Source organism: Streptomyces purpureus (assembly GCF_014648195.1).
Taxonomy (GTDB): domain Bacteria; phylum Actinomycetota; class Actinomycetes; order Streptomycetales; family Streptomycetaceae; genus Streptomyces; species Streptomyces purpureus.
Genome location: NZ_BMQQ01000010.1, coordinates 1 through 23,729, shown reverse-complemented (window position 1 = coordinate 23,729; position 23,729 = coordinate 1). Strand labels below are relative to the sequence as shown.

At 72.3% G+C, this 23,729-nt stretch carries 20 protein-coding genes and 1 pseudogene; 6 read left to right on the top strand and 15 right to left on the bottom strand.

Going from position 1 to position 23,729, the window contains the following annotated elements; all coding sequences use genetic code 11:
* Nucleotides 1-59 precede the first annotated feature (59 nt).
* A complete protein-coding gene (locus tag IEZ01_RS14825; protein ID WP_189202044.1) occupies nucleotides 60-3,317 on the top strand; it encodes a S41 family peptidase in 3,258 nt (1,085 codons plus the stop codon).
* Nucleotides 3,318-3,399: 82 nt separating this feature from the next.
* On the opposite strand, the gene IEZ01_RS14820 is transcribed toward IEZ01_RS14825, so the two are convergent.
* The 4 genes from IEZ01_RS14820 to IEZ01_RS14805 form a co-directional block, all read right to left on the bottom strand.
* Complete coding sequence (locus IEZ01_RS14820; protein ID WP_019887056.1) at nucleotides 3,400-3,585, bottom strand: hypothetical protein; 186 nt, start codon at nucleotides 3,583-3,585, stop codon at nucleotides 3,400-3,402.
* A gap of 93 nt (nucleotides 3,586-3,678) precedes the next feature.
* Nucleotides 3,679-4,563 (bottom strand): SDR family oxidoreductase, encoded by an 885-nt coding sequence (locus IEZ01_RS14815; protein WP_019887057.1) that lies wholly within the window; start codon nucleotides 4,561-4,563, stop codon nucleotides 3,679-3,681.
* Complete coding sequence (locus IEZ01_RS14810; RefSeq protein WP_019887058.1) at nucleotides 4,560-5,498, bottom strand: alpha/beta fold hydrolase; 939 nt, start codon at nucleotides 5,496-5,498, stop codon at nucleotides 4,560-4,562. Before IEZ01_RS14810 ends, IEZ01_RS14815 begins: the two co-directional genes overlap by 4 nt.
* Entirely contained in the window at nucleotides 5,495-7,018 is a 1,524-nt protein-coding gene (locus IEZ01_RS14805; protein ID WP_019887060.1) for a flavin-containing monooxygenase, read from the bottom strand. The genes IEZ01_RS14810 and IEZ01_RS14805 overlap by 4 nt, the downstream gene beginning before the upstream one ends.
* Before the next feature lie 154 nt (nucleotides 7,019-7,172).
* Between IEZ01_RS14805 and IEZ01_RS14800 the strand changes: the two genes are divergently transcribed.
* Both IEZ01_RS14800 and IEZ01_RS14795 read left to right on the top strand, forming a co-directional pair.
* A complete protein-coding gene (locus IEZ01_RS14800) occupies nucleotides 7,173-7,856 on the top strand; it encodes a MerR family transcriptional regulator (RefSeq protein ID WP_189202189.1) in 684 nt (227 codons plus the stop codon).
* 36 nt (nucleotides 7,857-7,892) lie between these two features.
* Nucleotides 7,893-8,597, top strand: a complete 705-nt coding sequence (locus IEZ01_RS14795; RefSeq protein WP_028797632.1) for a Crp/Fnr family transcriptional regulator — start codon at nucleotides 7,893-7,895, stop codon at nucleotides 8,595-8,597.
* Nucleotides 8,598-8,771: 174 nt separating this feature from the next.
* Here the strand turns inward: IEZ01_RS14795 and IEZ01_RS14790 are convergent, their stop codons facing one another.
* From IEZ01_RS14790 to IEZ01_RS14755, 8 genes are all read right to left on the bottom strand, one after another.
* Complete coding sequence (locus IEZ01_RS14790) at nucleotides 8,772-10,403, bottom strand: hypothetical protein (RefSeq protein ID WP_189202042.1); 1,632 nt, start codon at nucleotides 10,401-10,403, stop codon at nucleotides 8,772-8,774.
* A complete protein-coding gene (locus tag IEZ01_RS35650) occupies nucleotides 10,400-11,701 on the bottom strand; it encodes a protein phosphatase 2C domain-containing protein (protein ID WP_052185652.1) in 1,302 nt (433 codons plus the stop codon). The genes IEZ01_RS14790 and IEZ01_RS35650 overlap by 4 nt, the downstream gene beginning before the upstream one ends.
* A 2-nt stretch (nucleotides 11,702-11,703) precedes the next feature.
* Nucleotides 11,704-12,381: a vWA domain-containing protein gene (locus IEZ01_RS14780; RefSeq protein WP_028797633.1), complete on the bottom strand. Its 678-nt coding sequence runs from the start codon at nucleotides 12,379-12,381 to the stop codon at nucleotides 11,704-11,706.
* Between the two features lie 61 nt (nucleotides 12,382-12,442).
* Entirely contained in the window at nucleotides 12,443-14,239 is a 1,797-nt protein-coding gene (locus tag IEZ01_RS14775) for a vWA domain-containing protein (protein WP_189202040.1), read from the bottom strand.
* 1 nt (nucleotide 14,240) lies between these two features.
* On the bottom strand, nucleotides 14,241-16,499 hold the full coding sequence (locus tag IEZ01_RS14770; RefSeq protein WP_189202038.1) for a hypothetical protein: 2,259 nt from the start codon (nucleotides 16,497-16,499) through the stop codon (nucleotides 14,241-14,243).
* Complete coding sequence (locus IEZ01_RS14765) at nucleotides 16,496-17,272, bottom strand: hypothetical protein (protein WP_019887066.1); 777 nt, start codon at nucleotides 17,270-17,272, stop codon at nucleotides 16,496-16,498. The genes IEZ01_RS14770 and IEZ01_RS14765 overlap by 4 nt, the downstream gene beginning before the upstream one ends.
* Nucleotides 17,273-17,511: 239 nt before the next feature.
* On the bottom strand, nucleotides 17,512-17,979 hold the full coding sequence (locus tag IEZ01_RS14760; RefSeq protein WP_229832960.1) for an NUDIX hydrolase: 468 nt from the start codon (nucleotides 17,977-17,979) through the stop codon (nucleotides 17,512-17,514).
* 51 nt (nucleotides 17,980-18,030) lie between these two features.
* Nucleotides 18,031-18,798 carry a helix-turn-helix domain-containing protein gene (locus IEZ01_RS14755; protein ID WP_078513315.1) on the bottom strand — a complete coding sequence of 256 codons (768 nt, stop codon included), beginning with the start codon at nucleotides 18,796-18,798 and terminating at the stop codon, nucleotides 18,031-18,033.
* A gap of 112 nt (nucleotides 18,799-18,910) precedes the next feature.
* Between IEZ01_RS14755 and IEZ01_RS14750 the strand changes: the two genes are divergently transcribed.
* A complete protein-coding gene (locus IEZ01_RS14750) occupies nucleotides 18,911-19,105 on the top strand; it encodes a hypothetical protein (RefSeq protein WP_078513316.1) in 195 nt (64 codons plus the stop codon).
* Nucleotides 19,106-19,252: 147 nt separating this feature from the next.
* On the opposite strand, the gene IEZ01_RS14745 is transcribed toward IEZ01_RS14750, so the two are convergent.
* The gene (locus tag IEZ01_RS14745; RefSeq protein ID WP_189202036.1) at nucleotides 19,253-20,050 is read right to left on the bottom strand and encodes an exodeoxyribonuclease III; all 798 of its coding nucleotides are present in this window, start codon (nucleotides 20,048-20,050) and stop codon (nucleotides 19,253-19,255) included.
* Nucleotides 20,051-20,102: 52 nt separating this feature from the next.
* On the opposite strand from IEZ01_RS14745, the gene IEZ01_RS14740 reads away from it, so the two are divergent.
* On the top strand, nucleotides 20,103-20,582 hold the full coding sequence (locus IEZ01_RS14740) for a GNAT family N-acetyltransferase (RefSeq protein ID WP_028797634.1): 480 nt from the start codon (nucleotides 20,103-20,105) through the stop codon (nucleotides 20,580-20,582).
* A 42-nt stretch (nucleotides 20,583-20,624) separates the two neighbouring features.
* Here IEZ01_RS14740 and IEZ01_RS14735 read toward each other — a convergent pair whose 3' ends face one another.
* Complete coding sequence (locus IEZ01_RS14735; RefSeq protein WP_189202033.1) at nucleotides 20,625-21,890, bottom strand: MFS transporter; 1,266 nt, start codon at nucleotides 21,888-21,890, stop codon at nucleotides 20,625-20,627.
* A gap of 124 nt (nucleotides 21,891-22,014) precedes the next feature.
* On the bottom strand, nucleotides 22,015-22,860 hold the full coding sequence (locus IEZ01_RS14730) for a class I SAM-dependent methyltransferase (RefSeq protein ID WP_189202031.1): 846 nt from the start codon (nucleotides 22,858-22,860) through the stop codon (nucleotides 22,015-22,017).
* A gap of 393 nt (nucleotides 22,861-23,253) precedes the next feature.
* Here IEZ01_RS14730 and IEZ01_RS14725 point away from each other — a divergent pair.
* Nucleotides 23,254-23,729 (top strand): annotated as a pseudogene (locus tag IEZ01_RS14725) (RiPP maturation radical SAM C-methyltransferase); the annotation flags it as partial.

The following is a 23,729-nucleotide window of genomic DNA, read 5'->3' as shown; positions in this document are numbered from 1 at the left end:
TTCGCATGTGTTCCGGGCCACAAGTTGCCGACCCCCCTGGACGCGGAAAGCATTGGGGAGTGAGTCACGACGTCGCGTATCTCCGCTTTCCGCATCTGCACGACGACTTGCTGTGCTTCGTGGCCGAGGACGACCTGTGGGTCGCGCCCCTCGTCCCCGAGGGCGACACCCCCGGCCGGGCGTGGCGGGTCACGGTCGACCGGACGCGGGTGGGCCACCCGAGGTTCTCAGGCGACGGCCGGCACATCGCCTTCACCAACTGGCGCAGCCTCGACCCCGAGATCTATCTCGCCCCGGTCGAGGGCGGCCCGGCCCGCCGGCTCAGCTACTGGGGCTCGCTCGACACCCGGGTCTGCGGCTGGTCCCCGGACGGCGACATCCTCGCCGTCTCCTCGCACGGCCAGCCCTTCTCGTACTTCTCCTGGGGCTACAAGGTCCCCACCGACGGCTCCCCCGGCAGCAGGCTGCCCTGGGGCCCGGTCTCCTCGCTGGCCGCCGCCGACATCGACGGCGAGCGGCGCACGCTGCTGCTGACGGGTAAGCCGCCGCACGAACCGGCGGCCTGGAAGCGGTACCGCGGCGGGGCGACGGGCCGGCTGTGGCTGCACGGCGAGCGGCTGCTGCCCGACCTCGGCGGCCATCTGGACGCGCCCATGTTCGTCGGCGACCGGATCGCCTTCCTCTCCGACCACGAGGGCGTCGGCAATCTCTACTCCTGCCGTCACGACGGCTCCGACCTGCGCCGCCACACCGACCACGCCGACTTCTACGCCCGGCATGCCGCGAGCGACGGGCGGCGGGTGGTCTACCAGTGCGCGGGCGAGCTGTGGATCGTGGACGCGCTGACCGAGGACTCGGTGCCGCGCCGGCTTCAGGTCCGGCTCGGCGGGCCGCGCGCGGGGCGGCGTACGTACCAGGTGCCGGCCTCCAGCCACGTGGACGCGCTCGCGGTCGACGAGACCGGACGGGCGAGCGCGGTGGCGGTGCGCGGCAGCCTGTACTGGCTCACCCACCGCGACGGGCCCGCCCGGACCATCACGGACACGCCGGGGGTGCGGGTGCGTCTGCCGGAGATGCTCGGCAGCGGCGGCCAGGTCGCCTACGTCACGGACGCCGACGGCGAGGACGCCGTCGAGATCGCCTCGCTGCCGCGGGCGAGCGGCGACCGGGAGACGCGGCGGCTGGCCTCCGGGAAGCTGGGCCGGGTCCAGGAGATGGTGGCCGACGCGGAGGGCGAGCGGCTGGCGCTCGCCTCGCACGACGGGCGGCTGCTGCTGCTCGACGCCACGGAGGAGTCCGACGGAGAGGTCACGGAGCTGATCCGGTCGGTCAACGGGCCGGTCCGCGATCTCGCCTTCTCCCCCGACGGGAACTGGCTGACCTGGTCGCATCCGGGTGTGGGGCGGTCGCTGCGGCAGATCAAGATCGCCCGGATCGCGGGGCCGGGCGAGCGGACGGTCGTCGATGTGACCAACGGCCGCTTCGAGGACGAGAACCCGGTCTTCACTCGTGACGGCCGCTATCTCGCCTTCCTGTCCTGGCGCGGTTTCGACCCGGTGTACGACGTGCACACCGGCGCCCTCTCCTTCCCGCTGGGCTGCCGCCCGTATCTCGTACCGCTCTCCTCGGCGACGCCGTCGCCGTTCGCGCTGCTGCCCGACGGGCGGCCGGCGGCGGGCGGGCTCGACCCGGGTGACACGGACACCGGGGACGGGGCGGTGCTGGTGGAGGTGGAGGGGCTCGCGGAACGGGTCACCCCGATCCCGGTCGCCGCGTCCAAGTACTCGGCGCTGCATCCGGTCAGCGGCGGCGGGCTCGTGTGGCTGCGCTGGCCGATCTCGGGCGCGCTCGGCGAGACGTTCGCCAACCCGTCCGACACCTCCGGCCGCCCCACGCTGGAGCACTTCACCATCTCCAAGGCCCGGAAGACCGAACTCGTCGGCCATCTCGACTGGTTCGCGGTGAGCGGTGACGGCAGCCGGCTCGTCGTGGTCGACGAGGGCGACCTGCGGGCGGTGCCGGCCACCGAGCTGGGCGACAGCGACTCGACGGTCTACATGGACCTGCGGCGGATCCTGCACCAGGTGGACCCTGCGGCCGAGTGGCGCCAGGCGTACGAGGAGGCGGGCCGGGTCATCCGGGCGTTCTTCTGGGAGCCGCACATGTGCGGGATCGACTGGCAGGGCGTGCTCGACCAGTACCGGCCGCTGGTCGAACGGGTCGCCTCACCCGACGAGTTCGCCGATCTGCTGCGGGAGGTCCTCGGCGAGCTCGGCACCTCGCACGCCTACGTCACCGCCGCCCGGCGCAACGAAGGCCCGCCGCACTACCAGCGGCCCATGGGCCTGCTGGGCGCCAACTTCGTGTGCCGGGACGGCCGCTGGATGGTCAAGCGGATCCTGCCGGGCGAGTCGTCGGACTCCAAGGCGCGCTCCCCGCTGGCCGGTACGGGCATCCGGGAAGGGGCGGTCCTCACCCATGTCGACGGCCGTCCGGTCGACCCGGTCGCCGGCCCGTACCCGCTGCTCGCCGCGTCCGGTGGCACGACGGTCGAGCTGACCTTCGAGACCGCCGAGGGCGAGGGCCGGGCCCGGCGGGTCGCGGTGGTGCCGCTGATCGACGAGCGGCCGCTGCGTTACCAGGACTGGGTGGCCAAACGCCGTCAGGTGGTCCGGGAACTGAGCGGCGGGCGGTGCGGCTATCTGCACATCCCCGACATGGGCGGCTCCGGCTGGGCACAGTTCAACCGCGACCTGCGTCTTGAGGTCGCCCGGCCCGCGCTCATCGTGGACGTGCGCGGCAACGCGGGCGGCCACATCAGCGAGCTGGTCGTGGAGAAGCTCACCCGCAAGATCCTCGGCTGGGACCTCACCCGGGACACGCAGCCGGTCAGTTATGCCTCCAACGCGCCGCGCGGGCCGGTCGTCGCACTGGCGGACGAGGCGACCTCGTCGGACGGCGACATGATCACGGCCGCGTTCCGGCTGCTGGGGCTCGGACCCGTGGTGGGCCAGCGGACCTGGGGCGGTGTGGTCGGGATGACCGGGCGGCACCGGCTGAAGGACGGCACGGTGATCACGGTGCCGATGAACGCGGCCTGGTTCGACGCGTACGGCTGGACCGTGGAGAACCACGGTGTGGAGCCGGACCTGGAGGTGCTGCGCACGCCGCTGGACTGGGCGGAGGGGCGCCGCACCGACCTGGAGGACGCGGTCCGCCTCGCGCTGTCGCTGCTCGGCGAGCAGCCGGCGGCGATGCCGCCGGGCTACGCGGGCGTGCCGGACCGGCGGCGCCCGCCGCTGCCGCCCCGCGGCTGATACGGCGGCCGATACGACACGAGCCGCACCCGGCGTCCCGGGTGCGGCTCGTGGAAGTGGTCGATCGTGTGGTGTCCGGAGGTCAGAGCTCGTAGTTCTGACGGAACTTGTCCTCCGCCTCCTGCTGTGCCTTGCGCGTCTCGCGGTCGCTCTCCTCGCGCTGCGTGGCCCGCTTCGACTCCTCACCCCGCGCGGCGCCCCCCGCCTTCCGCTTCGCCTGCTCCTTGAGCCGCGCCGCCTTCTCCTTGGACTCGTCTGCCATGCCCATGAACGTTCACTCCTCGTGAGCATGCGGGGAACGGGGCATACGGCCCCCTGGGCACGACCAGCGTGGCACGCGGTCACACGGACCGCATTTCGATCATTTCGCGGGGTGCGACCGCTCCTGTTCGTCGGCGGCGCCACCCGCTCCGACCAGGCCCCTCGGGACGTTCGCCAGCCTCGGCTCGAACCGCTCCATCTCGCGCCGGCCGACGGTCGCGATGAGGCCCGGGAGGTATCCGCGTACGCCCTGCATCCCGCGCAGCCACCACTGTGCGTACACATGGGCCGAGCGGCGCTCGATGCCGGCGACGATCCGGTCGACGGCCGGGCCCAGCGGGTAGGTGCGGTTGGCCGGCCACGGCAGCCGCTGCCGCAGCTCCCGCATCACGTCGTCCTGGTCGGCGCCGCGCACCATGTCGGTGTCGGTCCAGGACAGATAGCCGACGCCCACGCCGACGCCCTTGTAGCCGACCTCGGCGCGCAGGCTGTGCGCGAAGGCCTCGACGCCGGACTTGGAGGCGCAGTACGCGGTCATCATCGGCGCGGGGGTGATCGCGGCGAGGGAGGCGATCTGCAGGAAGTAGCCGCGGCTCTCCATCAGGACGGGCAGGAACGCCCGGCAGGTGACGGCGCCGCCGATCAGATTGACCTCGATGACCCGCCGCCAGGCGACCGGGTCGGAGTCGGCGAAGGGCCCGCCGGAGGCGACGCCGGCGTTGGCGACGACGATGTCGACCTTGCCGAAGCGTTCCTTCACCTCGGCCGCGACCCGGGCCATCGCCTCGTGGTCGGTGACGTCGGCGTGCCACCAGTCGCTGTCGGTGTGCATCCGGCCGGCGACCTGCTTGAGCTCGTCCGGCTCCAGGCCGACCAGCGCGATCTTCGCGCCGCGGGCGGAGAGCTTGCGGGCGAGCAGTTCGCCGACCCCGCGCGCCGCGCCGGTGACGACCGCCACCTGTCCGTCCAGGCTCACCCTGGTCATACGGCTTCCTCCTTCGTCCGGGCCGGCCTCGCGTACGCCGTCACCAGGTCACGGATCTTGGCGGTGACGGCCTCGGGGGCCTCCACCGGGGTCATGTGCCCCGTCCCGGTCAGCTCGACCAGGCCGACGCACTGGGGGAGTTCGGCCGCGAGCGCGCGGGCGTGCACGGGCGGGGTGAGCCGGTCGGCGGTGCCGGCGATCACGGCGGCCGGCACGGTCAGTTCCCGTACGCCCGCCGAGAGGTCGAGCCCGGCGAGGACGTGGGACCAGGCGACCCGGGAGGGCCGTGGGCAGGCGTGCACGACACGGGCGCAGACCTCGACCCGCTCCGGCGCGGCGCCCGGTCCCATCGTGGCGTACTTGAGGATCTTCTTGGAGAGGGGCGTGACCGGCCCGAGGGGTGCGCGGGCCCCGAGGATCGCCTTGGTCAGGCGGGTCCGCAGCCGGCTCGGCCGCAGAGGCACGACGGTGGACTCGGCGACCAGGCGGCCGGAGCCGGTGCTGCACAGCAGGGCGGCGACGGCGTGCTCGCGGAAGCCGGCCCGCTCCGCCGCGGCCATGATCGTCATGCCGCCCATGGAGTGGCCCGCGACGACGGCCTTCTCGCCGGGGGCGAGGGTGGCGCCGAGGACGGCTTCGAGGTCGTCGGCGAGGGCATCGGTGCTGTAGCCGCCGGGGCCCGGCAGCGGGGAGCGGCCGTGTCCGCGCTGGTCGTAGGCGATCACGCGGTGGTCGGTGGCGAGGTCGCGGATCTGCGCGGCCCAGAACGGGATCGAGCAGGTCCAGCCGTGGGCGAGGACGACGGCCGGGGCGCCTTCGGGGCCGTACACCTCGACGTGGAGGCGTGAGCCGTCGGCGGAGACGGCGGTCAGCTCCCGGGTGGGCTGCGGGGGCGTGGCGGCGGGGCCGCCGGCGCGTCCGGTGAGGCGGCTCATGCGACGGCCTCCGTGTCGCGCGGGGTGCTTTCGGCGGTGACCGGGGCGGCCTTGGGGCGGATGATCTCGTACTCGGCGAGGTCGACCTGGCGGGTCTCGCGCCGGAACTCTCCGGTGGTGCCGGGCCACAGGGTGGTGTTGCGGCCGTTGGCGTCGAGGTACCAGCTGTCGCAGCCGCCGGACTTCCAGACGGTGCGCTCCATCCGGGACTGGACCTTGCGGTTCCAGGCGCCTACGGCGGAGGGGCGGGCGGCGAGCGCGACCCGGCCGCCGAGGACGGTCAGCTGGCGCATGTAGTCGGCGAGGTAGTTCAGCTGGGACTCGATCATGAGGATCATGGAGGAGTTCCCGAGGCCAGTGTTGGGGCCGATGATCGTCATCCAGTTGGGGAAGCCCGCGGCGGTGGCGCCGCGCAGCGACTCCATGCCGTCCTTCCAGGTCTCGGCGAGGGTGAGGCCCTCGGCGCCGACGACGCGGTCGGCGATCGGCATGTCGGTGACGTGGAAGCCGGTGCCGAAGATGATCGCGTCGACCTCGGTCTCGGTGCCGTCGGCGGCCACGACCGTGGAGCCGCGGACCTCGCGCAGTCCGGAGGCGACGACGTCCACATTGGGCTGGGCGAGCGCGGGGTAGTACTCGCCGGAGAGCAGGATGCGCTTGCAGCCGAAGCGGTACGACGGGGTGAGCTTGGCGCGCAGCGCGGGGTCCTTGATGGACTTGGCGAGGTTGGCCTTGGCGAGGTTCTCGATCAGGCCGAGCACGGCGGGCTGCTTGGTGAAGGCGCTGACCTGCAACTCCCTGATGCCCCAGAGCAGTCCGCGGCGGGCGGTGCTGGTGAAGGGCAGGGTGCGGTGGAGCCAGCGCTCGGCGCCGGTGATGCGCCGGTCCATGCGCCGCATGACCCAGGGGGGTGTGCGCTGGAAGAGGGTGAGCCGGCCGACGGTGGGCTGGATCGCGGGCACGATCTGGATGGCGGAGGCGCCGGTTCCGATCATGGCGACCCGCTTGCCGGTGAGGTCGTAGTCGTGGTCCCAGCGGGCGGAGTGGAAGACCTTGCCGGGGAAGCCGTCGAGGCCGGGCACGTCCGGGATCTTCGGGTCGGAGAGCGGGCCGGTCGCGGAGACCACCACGTCCGCGCTGAAGGAGCCCTTCGAGGTCTCGATCTCCCAGCGCAGCGCGTCGCCGTCCCAGCGCGTCCTCAGCACCTCGTGGCTCAGCCGGAGGTGGGGGCGGAGCCCGAAGGTGTCCGTGACATGCTCCAGGTACGCGCGGATGTGCCGCTGGCCGGAGAAGGTGCGCGGCCAGTCGGGGTTGGGCGCGAAGGAGAAGGAGTAGAGATGCGAGGGCACGTCGCAGGCGCACCCGGGGTAGCTGTTGTCGCGCCATGTGCCGCCGACCGAGTCGGCCCGCTCCAGGACGACGAAGTCGGTGATGCCTTCGCGGCGCAGCCGGACCGCCGCGCCCAGGCCGCCGAATCCGGATCCGATCACCGCCACCCGTACGTGCTCGTGCTTCGCCATACCGCCTCCCAAAACTCCGCCAGTAATCACTGGCACGATGGGGAGATTAGGGCACGTCTCTACCGAGCGGTAGGGGTTACGCGGAGGAAAGTTACTCGCGGTACAACATAGGCTGGCGCCTGTGGACGAAGGATCGGACGTACGCGAATATCGCATGGAGGAGCTGGCCGAGGCGGCCGGCATCACCGTGCGCACCCTGCGCTTCTACCGCGAACGCGGACTGATCCAGCCCCCGCGCCGGGAAGGCCGCATCGCCTGGTACGACTCCCACCACCTGGCCAAACTCCGCACCATCGCCGCCCTCCTGGAGCGCGGCCACACCCTCAACGGCATCGCCGACCTCAACACCGCCTTCGAGAGCGGCAAGAACGTCAGCGAGGTGCTGGGCCTGGGCGCCCCCACCGAGGAGGAGCCCGTCCGGCTCACCCCCCAGGAACTGGCCGACTACTTCGAGGGCGAGGTCACACCCGAGAACCTCAAGTCCGCCCTCGACCTCGGCTATCTCGCCACCGACGGCGACGAGATCGTCCACATCAGCCGCCGCCTCCTCGACGTGTCGGCCGCCCTCGTCAAGGAAGGCGTCCCGCTCGCCGCCGTCCTGGCCGCCGGACGCCAGGTCCGCGAGCACGCCGACGCCCTCGCCGCCCTCTTCACCGACCTGCTGCGCACCCATGCGCAGGAGGAGGACATCGCCCGGCTGCGCCCGCTCGCCAAGAGCGTGGTGGAGGCGGAGCTGTCCATGGCCCTGGACCGCAGACTGCGCGAGGACGCGCCGCAGCCGCACTCCGCGACTCCCTCAAATGCCGCCGACGCAGAGGCGATTGGCCCCGCGCGCTGAGGTCGTACCGGCGTACGCCGTGGCTATAGTGCGCCCATGGACAGCGCACCGCCCCGTCGCCCGCCAGGCCGCCGGATGCCGTTCTGGTCCCTCCTCGACGAAGACGCCCGCGCCACGCTGCTGCGCATCGGACGACCGGTCGGATTCCCGGCCAAGGACACCCTGATGCGGCAGTACGACCTCACCGACCACCTCCTCCTCGTCCGGCGCGGCTGCGTCAAGGTCTCCGCCAACTCCGCCGCCGGCTACCAGGCCGTCCTCGCCATCCGCAACGCCGGCGACCTCCTCGGCGAACAGGCCGCCTTCGACGGCGGGCCGCGCTCGGCCACCCTCACCGCGCTCACCCGCGTCGAGGCGCTGTGGCTCCCCGCGGCACCCTTCCGCGACGCCGCCCGGGCCACGCCCGCCATCGCGCTCGCCCTCCAGCAGGTGCTCTCCGCCCGCCTGCGCGAGGCGGACGGCCACCGCGCGGCGGCCGGCTCCGAGGCGGTACAGGCCCGCCTCGCCGCGCTGCTGCTGGACCTCGGCGCGGAGTACGGCCGCCCAGAAGGCAACGGCTCCGTACTGATCGCCCTCCCGCTGTCCCAGGACGACTTCGCCGGCCTCGTCCTCAGCTCACGGCGGACCGTCAGCCGCGTCTTCGAACAGTGGCGGGGAAGGGGCTGGGTGACCACGGGCCGGGAGCGCCTGACGATCGACCGCCCGGATGAACTGAAACGGATAGGTATGGGGGCGGCCTGAGCACCCTGTGGGCAATCGTCCCGCATGGGGGTCCCCCAGGACGAAGTCCTCGGGGAGGATAAAGGTGGGCACAGCGGAACCCTCCGCGCCGGGCGCCCCCGTCCCGCCCCGCAACCCCGGTGCCGGGCGCCCTTGAGGCCCCGGCCCCGGATGCCGAACCCCCGTCGGGACGGGTCAGACCTCCCCCTCGGTCATCGTCGTCAGACCGTACTTCCGCGCCAGCGGATTCCAGTCCGCCACGAATTCCTTCTTCGCCGCCGTGGCACGGCCGCTCGCCTCGGCCGCCTCCTGCCACGGCGTCGAGGAGCGCAGCGCCTCGGCCGAGCAGCCGCTGCGCAGCTCCTCGGCCACTCGCGCATAGGCCCGGTCGGCATCGGCCGAGGCCTCCCAGCCGACCCGCAGGCTCGACGTCGTCGACGAGGGCAGCAGGCTGACGTCCAGCGCCGAGAGGTCCCGTACGAGAGCGTCCCGCTCCTCGGCCGCTTCCCGTAACGCTCTCTTGGCCTCGCGGAGCCGGGAATCGCCGGGGCAGGACGTCATCAGCCGGACCGCCTCCACCACACTGCCGCGGTTGCCTTCGTTCCGCTTCAGCAGGCCCTCCAGCGCGCGGGCCTGGCCCTCCACGGAGCCCGGCGTGGCGCTGTCCTGGGCCCCTCCCCCGCCGCCGCTGCCCGCGCCTCCGGGGGCGCTGCGGGTGCCGACCCCGCTCTCCCCGGCCACCGCGTCGCCCGCCCACTCGTACACCTGGGGCCCGAACAGCACGGCCACCAGCGCCAGCCCGACCAGCCCGGCCCACCACCGGCCGAACCGCCCCTTGGCGGGCGGCTGGGGTGCCGGCGCCGCCGCCACCGTAGTCGGCCTCGGCCTCGGTGCCGTCTGCGTCTGCGCCTGGGTCTGGGTCGGCGTCGCGGCCCTGGGCCGACGCGGGGACGGCACCCCCACCGTCGTCGGCGCCGTGGCCGCCGCGTTCGCCAGGGCGGGCACCCACTCCTCCAGGGTCGGCCGGGCCACGGGATCGGCCCACAGGCTGCGTTCGGCCAGCGCCCCCACCGCCGCGTCCGCCTGCCTCAGCGACGTCAGGTCCTCGCCGTGCTGTTCGCCGTGGAAGAGCCGCGCGGCGAGCAGACCGAACTTGTACGCGTCCCCCCGCGCGCTGCCCAGCCGCTCCCCCTGGCGCAGCTGCCAGCCCGGGGTCTCCACCGGCGGGAGCGCCCACCGTCCGTTCAGCAGCATGGCGTCGCAGTCGATGAGGAAGCAGGCGGGCGTGCCCTCCAGGGTGAACAGCACGTTGTTCGGCGACATGTCGCCCACCACGACCCCGAGGGAGTGCAGCCGCCCCAGGATCCGGGCGAAGTCCAGCAGCAGCTCGAACCGGTGCCGGTGCGACAGCGGGATCCCGGCGTTCTTCAGATAGCCGGGGCTGTTGAGCAGGTACTGAAAGCCCGCGGGCTTCTTCACCCCCGGCTCGAAGTTCAGCTCCCGGAAGAACCGGGGCGGGATCTGCCGCATCAGGAAGCCGCTGACCCCCGCCGAGTCCTTGACCAGCGCCGCCGGCCAGGCCGAGCACTCCGCCAGCCACTGCCCCGTGCCGCGCGGCAGGTCCGGCATGAAGCCGACCATCTGGGCGAGCACGTCCGCCTTCAACTGGCCTCGGGTGGCCTGGTGGTACTCCTTGTACGCCACCGGCCAGACGCCGTTGATCGTCCGGTCCTTGACGGCCCAGACGGAACCCTGTCCGCCGGAGTTGAACTTCCGCTCCTTGACGACCTTGCTGATGTCCATCGCGCCCGGCGCCGCTCCGCTCATCCCACCGCCCCACCCGTCCCCGTCGCCGTACCGGCGGGGCCGCCGCCGGGCTCCTCCAGCCGGTGGCGCGGCCAGATCGCCAGCAGCGTGCGGTCGTCGTCGAAGGTCTCCCGGGAGAAGTCGAGAAGCTGGGCGAGGGCGCGGGGCTCACGCGGCGGGCGGTTCAGCTCCAGCTTGATCGTCTGCCCGACCATGCCGGTGCCGTCGCCCAGCGGATCGCCGAAGCCGTCCGTCCCCACCAGTAGCGCCCCGTCCTCCGGGACGCCGAACCACGTGCCCTCGATCTGCGGCGGCACCCACGGCAGCGCCCGTACGGACGAGGAGAAGACCCCGTCCTCCCGCTCGGCCTTGCCGCCGAGCAGCGGATGGAAGGCGCCGCGGTGCAGCAGCCAGGCGCCGCTGTCGCCCACATGCGCCAGATACACCCCGAGCTGGCCCCGCTCCAGTGGCTGGACCAGGCCGGTCACCAGCGTCGTGGCCAGCAGGCTCTGTGCCTCCTTGCGCTGCTCCGCACTCGGTTCGGCGCCCCGGGTGACCCGCATGACCAGCTGGTACGCGGCCGCCGACACGGTCCGCCGCCAGTCCACCTCCGTCTTGCCGCCGTCGAGTTGCCGCATCACGTCCTGCACGGCCGTACGGCATGCCAGCGCCGCGCCCACATGGGACTGCTTCGCCTGCGACACCCCGTCGGCGACGGCGAAGACCACCGCGCCGGTCCGCTCGTGGACCGCGACCGCGATGTCGTCCTGGCGGGGCTGGCCGCCGTAGCGGTGGGCGTCGCCGCGCACGGAGGCGAGCCGGACCGTGATCGCCGGGGTCGACCAGCCGTCGAAGAGCGTGTCGGGGCGGTACGGGTCGGACGGCGGCGGCTTCGGCTCGAACTCCGGGCTCGGCCGGCCCAGCACGATCCGCGCCCACCGGTCGGGCGACGGCCGTCCGGCGTGCCGCGCCCCCTTCTCGCGGCGCGGCTCCGGTGGGGCCTGTGGAGGAGCGGCCTGGGGGGACTTCGGGGTCGGGGCCGGGGAGGGTGGCCGGGCGGGCGCCTTCGCCTCGCGGCCGCTCTTCGGAGGCTCGTACGGCGGCGGCTCGTAGGGCGGTGGTTCGTACGGCGGAGGCGGCTCGTACGGCGGCGGTTCATAGGGGGGCGGGGGCTCGTACGGCGGTGGTTCGTACGCCGGCGGCGAGGACGCCGCGGGCAGCGGGGGCGGCGGCTTCGGTGGAGGCACGGAGGCGGGCCCGGGGCCGGAGCGGTCCTTCCGCTCCGGCTCCCGCCGCTTCCCGAACGGGAAGTTCGGCACGCTCACACCTCGTCGATCGCGAGGCGGAAGCCCTCCGGCTTCTCCACCACCAGCTCGGCGTTGCCGGACGCCATCGCGTTGCCCGACTCCACGACGCTCTTGGTGAGGGCGGTGAAGAACTGGGCGATGGACTCGCCCAGCTGCGCGCCCGGCACGGAGATGAAGGCGAACTCCGACTGGGTGGCGACGCTCAGCATCGTCTCGGCCTGCGCCTGGCCGATCCCGCAGGCGATGATGTTGGGCGCCGCCTTGGTCACCGACCGGTCGGTGAGCTCCCTGTGCCGGTCCTGCCAGGCCTCCCCGTAGTTGGGCTGGCCGTCGCTGAGGAAGAACACCGCGGGCCGGTGCACGCGGTAACCCTGGCTCTTGAGGGTGTCGACGTCCTGCGGGATGCGCCGCAGCAGCGCGGCGAACGCGGCCTCGTAGCTGGTCCCGCCGCTCGCGGTGAGCCGGGGCAGCTCGCTCTCGGCCCGCAGATCAGCGAGTATCAGCCGCTCGGTGACGCTGTTGGCGAACCCGATCACGGAGAACCGGACCTTGGCCGCGGCCATCGGTTCGCCGAGCAGCGCCCGGTGCAGCGAGGCGAGCCCGGCGTTGAGGTCGCCGACGTACGGATGCATCGAACCGGACTCGTCGGCCAGGACGTACACAGGCAGCAACTGCCCTTGCGTTTCGGCCATGTCTCTCGACTCTCTCTACTCGATCTGTACGCGATCTGTGGAACGCTCCGGTGCCGCCCCGCTAGGCGACGCCTTCGACCGGGCTCAGCCCCTGCGGGCGCTGCAGGCTCAGCTCCGAGGAGCCCGCGACGGCGCTGCGGCCCAGATGGAGCACGGTGTTCTGGAGCAGCATGGAGAACTGCGCCGCCGCCTCGGCCAGGTCCGCGTGCGGGTCCGCCGCGAGGGCGAACTCGGCCGGGCTGGCGATCCGCGCCACCGTGCGGCGGTCGATCCGGCCGATGCCGCAGGAGACGATGTTCGGCCGGTAGTGGTGCTGGAGCAGCCGCTGGTGGGCGGCCTGCCACTGGCCGCCGTCCTCCGGGTCGCCGGCGGTGAGCAGGAAGACGGTGGGCCGGTTCACCCGGGCCTGCTGCTTGAGCCGCTCCATCTCCAGCGGTACGAGCTCCAGGAGCCGGCGGAAGACGGGTTCGTACCGGCAGCCGACGCCAGCCTGGAGGTCGGGGACCCCGGTCTGCCAGGAGACCTGCGTCAGCGGCAGCCGGACGTCCACGGTGTCGGCGAAGGCCAGCACCGACAGCCGTACGGCCGAGGCCACGTCCGGGCTGTTGGCAAGCAGCGACTGCAACGACCGCAGTGCGTCACGGAGTTGCGGGACGCACGCGGCCGCCGCGGGTGAGGTGTCGAGGACGACGTAGACCGGGGCGAGGCCGACGGCCGCCGGGCGCGCGTCGACCACGGTGGGCGCCGGGTCGTCGGACCCCTGCGTGGCCGCCGCCGAGTCGGGCCGGGTCCCGCCCCAGGGCACGGTCGCCGGCGGGGGCGGCGGCGCGGCGCCCGGGCCTCCCGGCGAGGAGGCCGGGGCGGACTGGGCGGGCTGCGCCACCGGCGCCGTCATCGGCGGCGGGAGCAGAGCGGGGGCCGCGCCCGAGCCTGCCGTCAGCGCACCGCCGAGCATGCCGCTCGCGCCGAGGACCCCGTCGCGCAGGCCTGGCAGGTCCACCTCCCGCACGATCCCCTTGTCGATCATGTAGCGGACCATCTCGACCTGGCGCTGCTCCAGGTCGAGGGCCTGCCCGCGCCGGCTCTCCTCCCAGCGCATCAGCAGCTCCATGGCCTTCTCGGTGTCGCCGGGGTGCTTGGCCAGGTGCTCCATGACGATGGAGCGGAAGTCCAGCTGTACGGCCGCCAGCGCCTCGCGCTCCTGCATCTCCCGCTGGATCCGGCCCTGCTGCTTGATGTCCTCGATGACCTGCTCGTGGCGGGTGTTGCCGACCGACGCGGTGTGCTCGATCCGGCCGAGGACGGAGTCCCGGCCCGCCTTGGTCCGGCTGCGGATGAACTCCCGCGCGGCCTCGTCCGGTTCGAGCTGGACGTCGCAGTAGTAGAGGGTGATGCCCTCGGGCAGCGCCATCGGCAGCGCCAGCGAGCCGTTGATTCTGGCCTGGGCCTCGAAGGCCTCGTCGATGTCGAACTGGGCGGCGTGCGGCCGCAGCCGCTTCACCAGCGGCGGATAGACGGCGGTGAGCACATCGGGCAGCGCGCTGCGCACCACCGCCACCGGATCGTGCACCCTGAACCCGACGTCGATCGTCGCCTCGAACCGGTGGGCCTGGTCCTTGCAGGTCAGCGGCGTCTTGGTGAGTTTGGCGGTACGCCGGTGGTCGCCCAGGTCGACGAGGTGGCAGAGCTTGTTCTTGTTCAGCATCCGCTGGGTCAGCGTGCGGTGCTTGGCGGTCTCCACCTCCCAGCCGCCGCCGTCGACGGCGTAGACGACCGCGAAGTTCGGCGGGAGGTTGGTCAGGGAGCCCAGCTGCCCCCGGGGCACCGGGCGGTTGTTGAGGATCAGCGAGAGCGTCATGTCACACCCTTTCGAGATCGAGCTGGGCATTGACGACCGCGGCGGTGAGCGGCAGCGGCGCCAGCTCCTCCGGGTCGGTCCAGTCGGCGGCGCACCGCCGCAGGATCCGGCCGGTCCTCGGGTCGCCGTAGGCGACCGCCCCGACCATCAGCTGGAACATCTCCCGCAGCGCCGGGTCCCGTTCGGCCAGCGCCGCCCAGTTGCGCAGCACCTGCTGCGCCTCGCCGCCGAAGTCGGCCTGGTTCAGCGCCTCTCGCCACAGCGTGACGAACGGGCCGCGTAACTCCTCGCGGTGGTGGGCGAGATGGAGCAGCGCGGGCCAGCTCTCCACGGTCCCGCCCGTCCCCCACTCCTCGCGCTCCACCACGAGCTGGGCCGCGACGATGAGGAAGGCCAGCAGCGCGGTCGGCCGCCCCCGGTGGTCCGAGGACCGGGCGTGCAGGGTGCGCAGGACCAGGCCTGTGCCGTCGGAGTCCCGGGCGAGGAGGTCGGTGAAGCTGCGGCCGACGGCGACGGCGACGGCCGCCCGGTCGACGACGGTGAGCCGGTCGAGCGCGGCCACCGCCCGCTCGAGGTCCTCCCCCATGCCGTGCACCCGCGCCGCGGTGGCCTGGGCGTAGGGCCGGCCCCGGTCCGCGAACCACCCCTCCACCAGGACGTTCGTCCGCTCGGCGATCCACGGCTCGTCCGAGGCGACCTGGAGCGCGTAGGCGACGGCGTCCCGCCGGTAGGGGCTCTCGCTGCCCGCCCAGCGGTGGAAGACCCGGTCGCAGAGGAAGGTGTACGACTCGGCGGCGAGCACCCCGAGCGCGGCGGCCGCGTAGACCCGGACCTCCTCGGCCGGGTCGACCACGAGCTCGGCCAGCCAGTCGAGCAGCTCGGCCTGTATCTCGTACTGCGCCCAGGCGTGCCGCAGGACCCGCGGCGGATAGGAGGGGTCCTTGTACTCCAGGGCCCGGCCCGGCTCGCCGTCCTCCTTGGCGGTGTCCCGGGCGCGCAGCCGGGTCAGCTGGGTGCGGCGCGGCGCGGCGAAGGGGTCCTTGAGCCGGGGCGGCTCGCCGCCCGGGGCGGCCATCAGCACATGGGGGCGGTCGTCCTCCAGCCGTTCGCGCAGGGAGCGCGCGGCGGAGGCGATGTACTCCTGCGGCAGTCCGTTGAGCACGGCCAGCGCGAGGGCGAGGCTGCGGACGGCCGGCTCCTTGAGTCCCTCGACCCAGATGTCGAAGTCCTCGTCGTCGAGGCGGGCCCGGCGCTCCTTGATCCGCTCCGGGTCCAGCTGTCCGGTCTCGTACTCCTCGCTGATCGCGGCGGCCAGGTCGGCGGCCTGCCGGCACGCCGGGTCCCCGGAGAGGAGCTCGTCGAGCAGCTTGCCGATCTCGGCCAGGGCCAGGATCCGGTCGCGTACGGCGTCGCCGAGGCGCCAGCGCAGATGTGCGGCGACGATGCCCCGCTGGTCGGGCGGTTCGGTCACCTCGACGACGGCGGTGAGCAGTTCGCCGTCGGTCACCCCGGTCCCGGCGACGGTGATGACCAGCCAGGCCCCGGCGAGGGCGAGGGCGCCCTGCACCTTCTCGTACACCTCGCCACGCAGGGAGGCGATGTCGGAGGGCTGGTCGAGCAGGAAGCAGACGCCGCGCTCGATGCCCTCGCCGCCGCGCTCCAGGTGGTCGGCGAGCGAGGCGAAGTCGACATCGCTGTCCAGGTGGTACTTGGTCGGCGCGCCCATGCCCTGCAGGAGCCGGACCGCCATGGCGGTCTTTCCGTAGCCGGGGGCGCCGCGCAGGATCAGCAGATGGCGGCTGAACAGCGCCTCCCGGGCGTCGGCCAGGCCCGGCGGCTCCTCGTAGGCGAACCGCACCCGCTCCTCCAGGAGCGGGGAGAGCGGACGCAGCCGCTTCTGCGTGCCGCCGACGAGCTGGATGTACTTGTTCCCGCCGACGACGTCGCCCTGCACGTTGGCGAAGGCGTTGCGGAGCCGGTCGTGGCGCAGGGAGCCCTCGCCCATCTGGCCGGTGGCCTCGAAGGGCGCGGAGCCGGGGCCCGAGCGGGGCGGCTCCCCGGTGCCGCCCGTCGCCCCCGTGGCCCCCGCTCCTCCTGGGGCTCCCTGCGCCCCGTCCCCCGTGACGGGCGGTGCGGCGCCGGGCGGTGCGGCGGGGCCTGCCCCCGCGCCGCCCGGCGTGCCCCCCGTACCGCCCGCCGGACCGGCCGCCGGTCCCCCGGTCGCGCCGGCGGCCGGCGCTCCCCCCGTGGTGGTGGTCATGGCTGCCCCGGCCGGTTGAGGTTGACGGTGCCGATCTTGTGGCCCTGGACGAGATCGCCGTGGACCGTGCCGGTGACGATGTTGGTGACGCTGCCGGCGGCAGGAGCCGGAGGCGGTCCGGTGGTCCCGGATGCGCCGGGCGCGGGGCCGGAGGCCGGGGGCTGCTGCTCCTCGCCGGTCAGGCCGGGCGGGGCCGGGTATCCCGGCACGGTCACCCAGCCGCGTACGGTCTCGCCGTGCTTGGTGCGGAAGGGCATCGGGAGATACGTGGCCGGGTCGATGGAGCGGTGTCCGTGCCGGACGAGGGACTGGTAGATCTGGTCCGACACGGCGAAGACCATCCGCGCGGACGTCGCGGCGGTGAGGACGCCGCGCAGCGGGCCGGCCTCGACAAGGGCGCAGGTGTCGTTGACCGCGCCGCCGGTCCAGCTCGTGCCGTTCCACGAGGCGAAGCCGAGGTGGGCGGCGACCCGGAACCGCATGGCGTGGGCGGCGCTGTAGACGGCCGCCCGCTGCGCGAGCTCGTCGTCAAGAGCCCGGATGAAGCCGCCGACCAGATCGATCGCCGGCACCGACGCCGGAAGGATCATCAGCACGCCGTCGCCGCGGTCCTCGACGGCTATGCCGTCCTCCGGCAACCCGGCCCGCTTCCGGGCCTCACCGACGATGTCGTGCATCGCGGTGTTCAGCGATTCGAGGATCGGATCGGTGCGCGAACTGGAGTTTTCCAGGTCCAGCACCACGACCCAGTACTGCTTGACGTCACCAGGCACGGGTGCCTCCCCAAGCGCTTCCTGGAGCAACTACTCGATCAGTCGCCCCAGTAGTACGGCACCAAAGTCGGCTGGGTCTACGCCAAGTGACACACAGCGAGAAATGGCCGAATCACCGCTGTCGAGGCCCTCGGAACGCGCCGGGGCGTGCGCCATGTGCGCCTCCGTACGCCCTCGTCAGGAGCGCACTGCGCCTTGCGACGGACGGTCTCTCACCGTACGGGCACAAGCCAATCGCGCTACCCCAGACAGGGCGTGGTCCGGTGCTCCAGGAAGTGCTCGAGGCGTAGCCGCTGCGTGTGGTGCATGGGCAAGGAGTCAAGCTCCACCGGCGCCACGAATCGCAGTCCCGTGCTCTCGTCCGAGACAGCCAGATCACCGCCGACCACACGCCGTGAAGCACACGTTGAACTGTCGGCGGACCTCACCGTCGCTGTACGCGATGATGTGCCGGGGGTCCGTGTACGTGCCGACAAGCCCGTGATCTCCACATCCAGGCCGGTCTCTTCCTTGACCTCTCGGACGGCCGTACCAGGCAGGGAGTCGTCCATGTCCAGGCCGCCGCCAGGAAGGGCCCACAATTCGTTGTCCCGGCGCCGCTGGAGCAGGATGCGCCCCTGGCCGTCCGTGACGACGGCGGAGGCAGCGACGACCAGGCTGTTGGGCTTCGGTGCCTGTGGGTCGTCGTAGTACTCGGTCCGTGCCATGCGATCACCCTTCACGGTCTGGGCCCGGACCACTCCGGGCACCAGGCCCCCTCACGTACGGGTTTCGGCACCCCGGGGCTGAGCGCGCCCCCACAGTTCCTCGCCATGCTCCGCGAAGCGGTCGAACATGCCCCCACTGCCGTGGCGACGCAGGTGCAGAAGTGGCGAGTCGTGCCCCACGAGACGGGCGAGATGTGGTGTCACCAAGGCGTCGTCGTCGAAGCGAAAAACGGACAGACTCACGTGGTTGATGGCGTCCAGGGGCGCGGACAGGCGCGTCTCCACCCCTTCCAGCGGACCGAGCCGGTCCAGGTGCTCCAGAGTGATCCTGATCCTCGTGGAAACAGAAAGGGCCACGTCCTCGATCGTCTCCCGCTGGCGGGTCACCTCCCCGTCCGGATCCCCCACGAGGAACCGCACGCGGCATCCTGATTCCGCCTTACGCCGGATCGTGTCCGCGAAGTGGGGTACCTGGGTCCAGAAGAAGTAGTTCGTGTAGCCGGCGAGGAAGAGATCCGTGCGTGCCGACTCGACAAGTTCCGTCCAAGTGGTTGACGGACACGCGGACCGGTAGGGGTAGCTGTGGACCAGCTCTCGATCAGTGCCGGTCTTCACGCGTTCCTGTACAGCCTTCGGCCACAACATCTCTTCGTCCACTCCCAGCGCCCGACAGGCGTCCGCCCGGTTCCTTGCGTGTGGTGTCAGATCAGCATTGCTCAACCATCGTTCCACCTGCTTCGCGGATACCCCCACCCGGTACGCTAACTGGCGTGGGGACAAGCCTGCGGCTTCCATGGCGGACTGAAGAGCGGCGTTCAAGTCAACCCCCTCGGCGTGACCTTTTGGGCTTTCTTCGACCGTAGCGCCGCACGTCTCAACTGTCCGTCATGCGGGGCGAGATACGTCCACGAGGGTGGGCCACGCTCCCACCATGACCGAACCCACGCGATACAGCACCACACCGGTTGAACTGCCGCTCGATCTGGAGCCGGAACCGGCCCCGGCCGAAGGATGTGAGGGGTGCGCAGAACTGGCCGACCTGAGGACCCGTGCCCGAGCTGGGGGCGGCTGGACAACCGTGACCGACTGCAACGTCTTCCTGCGGCGCCATCCGGAGGGGCACTGAGAGGCACCCGGGCAGGCACCGGCCAGCGGGTCCATGATGACGTCGGCACCTCGGCACCCTGCGCCACGCGATGCCGGACGACAAAGACCCCGCGGCCCCTCCGCCCTACGGACAACCGGCCGGGCGAGGGCCCCTCGATGCCGCTCCCTACGGCTCGTAGACGGCCGTGACGGGCGCGTGGTCGCTCCACCGCTCGGGGTGGCTGGCGGCCCGCTCGACCCAGGCCTTGACCGCGCGGGCGGCGAGGCCGGGGGTGGCGACCTGGTAGTCGATGCGCCAGCCGGTGTCGTTGTCGAAGGCGCGGCCGCGGTAGGACCACCACGAGTAGGGGCCCTCCTGGTCCGGGTGGAGGGCGCGGACCACGTCGACGTAGCCGGCCTCGTCGAAGACCCGGGTCAGCCAGGCGCGCTCCTCGGGCAGGAAGCCGGAGGACTTCCTGTTGGCCCGCCAGTTCTTGAGGTCGGCCTCCTGGTGGGCGATGTTCCAGTCACCGCAGACCAGGACCTCGCGGCCGTCGGCGGCCGCGCGCTCCTTGAGCCCCTTGAGGTAGGGGAGGAACTCGTCCATGAAACGGATCTTCTCGTCCTGCCGCTCGGTGCCGACCTCCCCGGAGGGGAGGTAGAGGCTGGCGACGGTGACACCGGGCAGGTCGGCCTCCACGTACCGGCCGCTGCCGTCGAACTCGGACGACCCGAAGCCGATCCGCACCTGGTCGGGCTCGCGCCGGGTGTAGAGGGAGACGCCCGCGCGCCCCTTGGCGGCCGCCGGGGCGTGCACGGTGAACCAGCCCTCGGGGGTGCGCACCTCCTCGGGGAGCTGCGCCGCCTCTGCCCGTACCTCCTGGAGGCACACCACGTCGGCACCGGTCGCGGCGAGCCACTCCACGAAGCCCTTCTTGGCTGCGGCGCGGAGTCCATTTACATTCGCGGTCGTGACAGTGAGCATCCCGGCACCCTACCTGTGGGAGCAGTCGGTGCATACATGTACGCTACTCCGCATGCATATACGCCCGATGCCCTTCGACCACCCGGACGCGGTCAAGCTCAACGACCAGGTGCAGCTCGAGTACGTCGCGCGGTACGGCGACGGGGGCGACATCACGCCACTCGACCCGGCGATGTTCGCCCCGCCGTCCGGCCTGTACCTCATGGCGTACGACGCCGACGGCCGCGCGGTCGCCACGGGCGGCTGGCGTACCCAGGACGAGAACGACGAGGGCTACTCCGACGGCGACGCCGAGCTGAAGCGTATGTTCGTGATCCCCGAGGCCCGCGGGGTGGGCCTCGCCCGCCGCATCCTGGCGGCCCTGGAGGCCGACGCGCGCGCCGCCGGCCGGACCCGGATGGTGCTGGAGACGGGCGACCAGCAGCCGGAGGCGATCGCGCTGTACACCTCCAGCGGCTACGTGCCGTGCACCAAGTTCGGCCTGTACCGGGACTACCCCAACAGCCGCTGCTTCGCCAAGCCGCTGGGCTGAGCCCGCCCGCCGCCGGTCGAGAGGGTCACCGCTCGGGCGCGGTCACTGCTCGGCGACGGCCTGACCGGCCGGGGAGGCGGACGCGCCCTCGGTGCCGCCTTCCGCTCCACCGTCGCCGCCCGCGTCGAGGGTGCGCAGGGCCGGCAGCAGCACAACGGCGAGGGCCACCACCCCCCAGGCCACCCCGAGCAGGGCGCCGGTCTGGCGCAGTCCGATCCACTCGACCAGGACACCGGCGCCGAGGGTCCCCAGCGGGACCGCCGTCATGGAGACCGCGTTCTGCAGACCGAGGACCCGGCCCCGGACCTGCTCCGGGATCCGCTCGCTGACCAGGACGAGGAAGAGGGCGGGCAGCGGTCCGGCGCCGATCCCGGCGAGCACGGCCGCCGCCAGCATCACCGGCACCGGCGGGAGCAGGGCGAGCCCCACGATGCCGACCGTGGAGGTGAGCTGGGCCGCCACGAAGACCGTACGGCGCGACCAGCGCGCACCGACGGCCGCGTACAGCCCGGCGCCCCCGATGCCGCCGATCGCGAGGAACGACACCACGAGGCCGAAGCCGATGGACGAGTCCTTGCCGACCAGATGGACGGGCAGGACCAGGTTCTGCAGCGGCGCGAGGACGGCCACGCTGCCCGCCGAGACGAAGGTGAGGGCCGCGAGGACGCGGTCGCCGCGCAGCACCCCGAAGCCTCGGGCCACGTCGGCCTTCAGGCCACCGCCGTCCTCGGGCGAGGGCACCGCCTGGGCGCCGACGCTCTTGGGCAGGGTCAGCGTGACGAGCGCGGCGAGGGCCGAGCACCCGGCGGTGAGCCAGAGCACCGTCGTCGGGTCGACGAACATGATCAGGCCACCGGCCGCGGCGGGGCCGACGACCACGACACCGCCGCCGATGCTCTCGCGCAGCCCGGCGAGGCGCTCCATCCCCACCCCGGCCGCGGCGGCCACGTCGGGCGCCAGCGCCTCGCGGGCCGTCATCCCCGGTACGTCGAAGAGGGCGCCGGCGACGCCGAGGACCACGAACCAGGCGAGCGTCAGCCCGAGCAGCCCGTCGACGACCGGCAGCGCCGCGACGCACGCGGCGGAGGCGAGGTCGGCGCCCACCGAGAGCCGGCGGCGGCCGACCCGGTCGATGAGGACCCCTCCGGCCACGGCGGACACCAGCATCGGCAGCGCGCTGGCGGCGGCCACGAGACCGACCGCCGCGGCGTCGCCGGTGCGAAGCAGTACGAGCCAGGGCAGTGCGATGGCCGCCACGGTGTTGCCGAGCAAGGACAAACCGTGGGAAATGAGGTATCGGGTCAGCACCGGGCCAGTGTGGCAGGGTGCCCGCCCGGTACCGGTACGACGATGGCGCGAACGCTGTGCCCCGGAAGGGAGTTGTTCCCGGCCGGGCATGGTGACCGGGCGCGTGAATGCGCCCGGTTCCGTCTCAAACGTGCCCCTCCTTCCCGAAGCCGTAGCGGGAGATGTGGCCGATCCGCCCCAGCAGGGGGAGCCGGGAGAGGACTTCGGTGTCGATCCTCAGCCGGATGCGCAGGGCCGTCGGCAGGTGGCTCAGGTCGGCGCCCTTGGCAGTGGCGTAGGCGCTGGCCGCCTCGATCAGCCGCAGTCCCGGCACCCGGCGCTCCAGCTCCCGCGGGTCGTCCACGCCCCAGGCGAGCCGGGCGCCGGTCTGGCGGAACAGCGCCATGGAGCGGGTGGAGCGGACGGCGAACCGGGCGTAGGTGTCGAAGACCATCTCGCCGGAGGGGAAGTGGTCGACGAAGCCCCGCAGCATGCGCGGGCCTTCGTCGGCGGAGAGGTACATCGTGAGGCCCTCGGCGACGACGAGGACGGGCCGGTCCGTGGGGATGCGGGCGGGCCAGTCGGGGTCGGTGACGGACACGGCGACGGTCTCGTGGCCGGGCCGGGGCGGGTAGAGCCGCTCGCGCAGCTCGATGACGTCCGGCTGGTCCACCTCGTACCACCGCACGTCCGGGCCGGGGGCGATGCGCTCACCGCGGCTGTCGAGGCCGCATCCGAGGTGGAGGACGGTGGCCGAGGGGTGTGCGGCGAGGAAGTCCCGTACGTGGCGGTCGAAGTAGCGGGCACGAAGGGCGACGCCGACGGCGCCGGCCTCTCCCATGCCGAGGCGGCTGAAGTCGTAGTCGAGCGTGTCGAGGAGAGCCGCGGCGGTCGTGTCGCCGAGCAGCGGGCGGGGCGAACGGGCGTCGAGGGCGCGGGCGTAGAGCGGGGCGAGCAGGGTCTCGGCCGCGCCGGTGAGGGACACCTTCATTTTTCACCTTTCTGCTGTACGGACTCGAGCGTTTGGGCCTTTCGCCGGGGGTGTTATTCGGTCGGCGACAGTAGGGGACCTTTTCCGCCCCCGGCAAGCATCCGGTGATCTTTCAAGCCATGCGCCAATCCGGCCGAAAACGCTGCTCGGACACGTCGGGTCCACATGATCGAAAAAGGCTCCACCACGACGATTTCCGGCCAGAAACCAGTAGTTGACACCTCCGAACGGTTGCCCTGAAAGTGCCGATGACACATGAATGGCGCTTTCTCGCCAAGGTTTGTATGACCTTGACACAAATTTCGCATGCAACCACCATGGATGAGTCGTGACAGCCCGGCCCCCGGGGGAGATGATTCCGTGCCCGACGTCCGAAGCGCTTCTCTTGTCTCGATGCCGTGGAACAGTGTGCTGCGACCGTCGATTCAGGTTGGTACGCTGCGCTCGGTCGCCGAGGCCGAGGGGTGGCGAGTAGAAGCCAATTACGCGTATCTCGATTTCTACGGCCTGGCCCGGCGCATGCTCGACTTCTCCGAGGACGCCTGGGCGGAGGCTTATGAACTGGTCTCCGAAAAGCTCTATCATCTGGCGGTCGGCGACTGGATCTTCGCTCGCCGGCGTGGGGACGCGGCACAACGCGCCGAGTATTTCGAGCAGTTGAAGGCGAGAAGGGTCGACGACGCGACCCTCTCCCTGATCGACGCGTTACGGGAGGTGGCGGACCGGCATGTGGAGGAGACGGCGGCCGCACTGCTCGCGGCTTCGCCGGATGTCATCGGGTTCACCTCGATGTTCAGTCAGAACGGTCCGACGCTGGCGGTGGCCGAACGGCTGCGTACGGGCGGCTTCGAAGGCGTGATCGTCCTCGG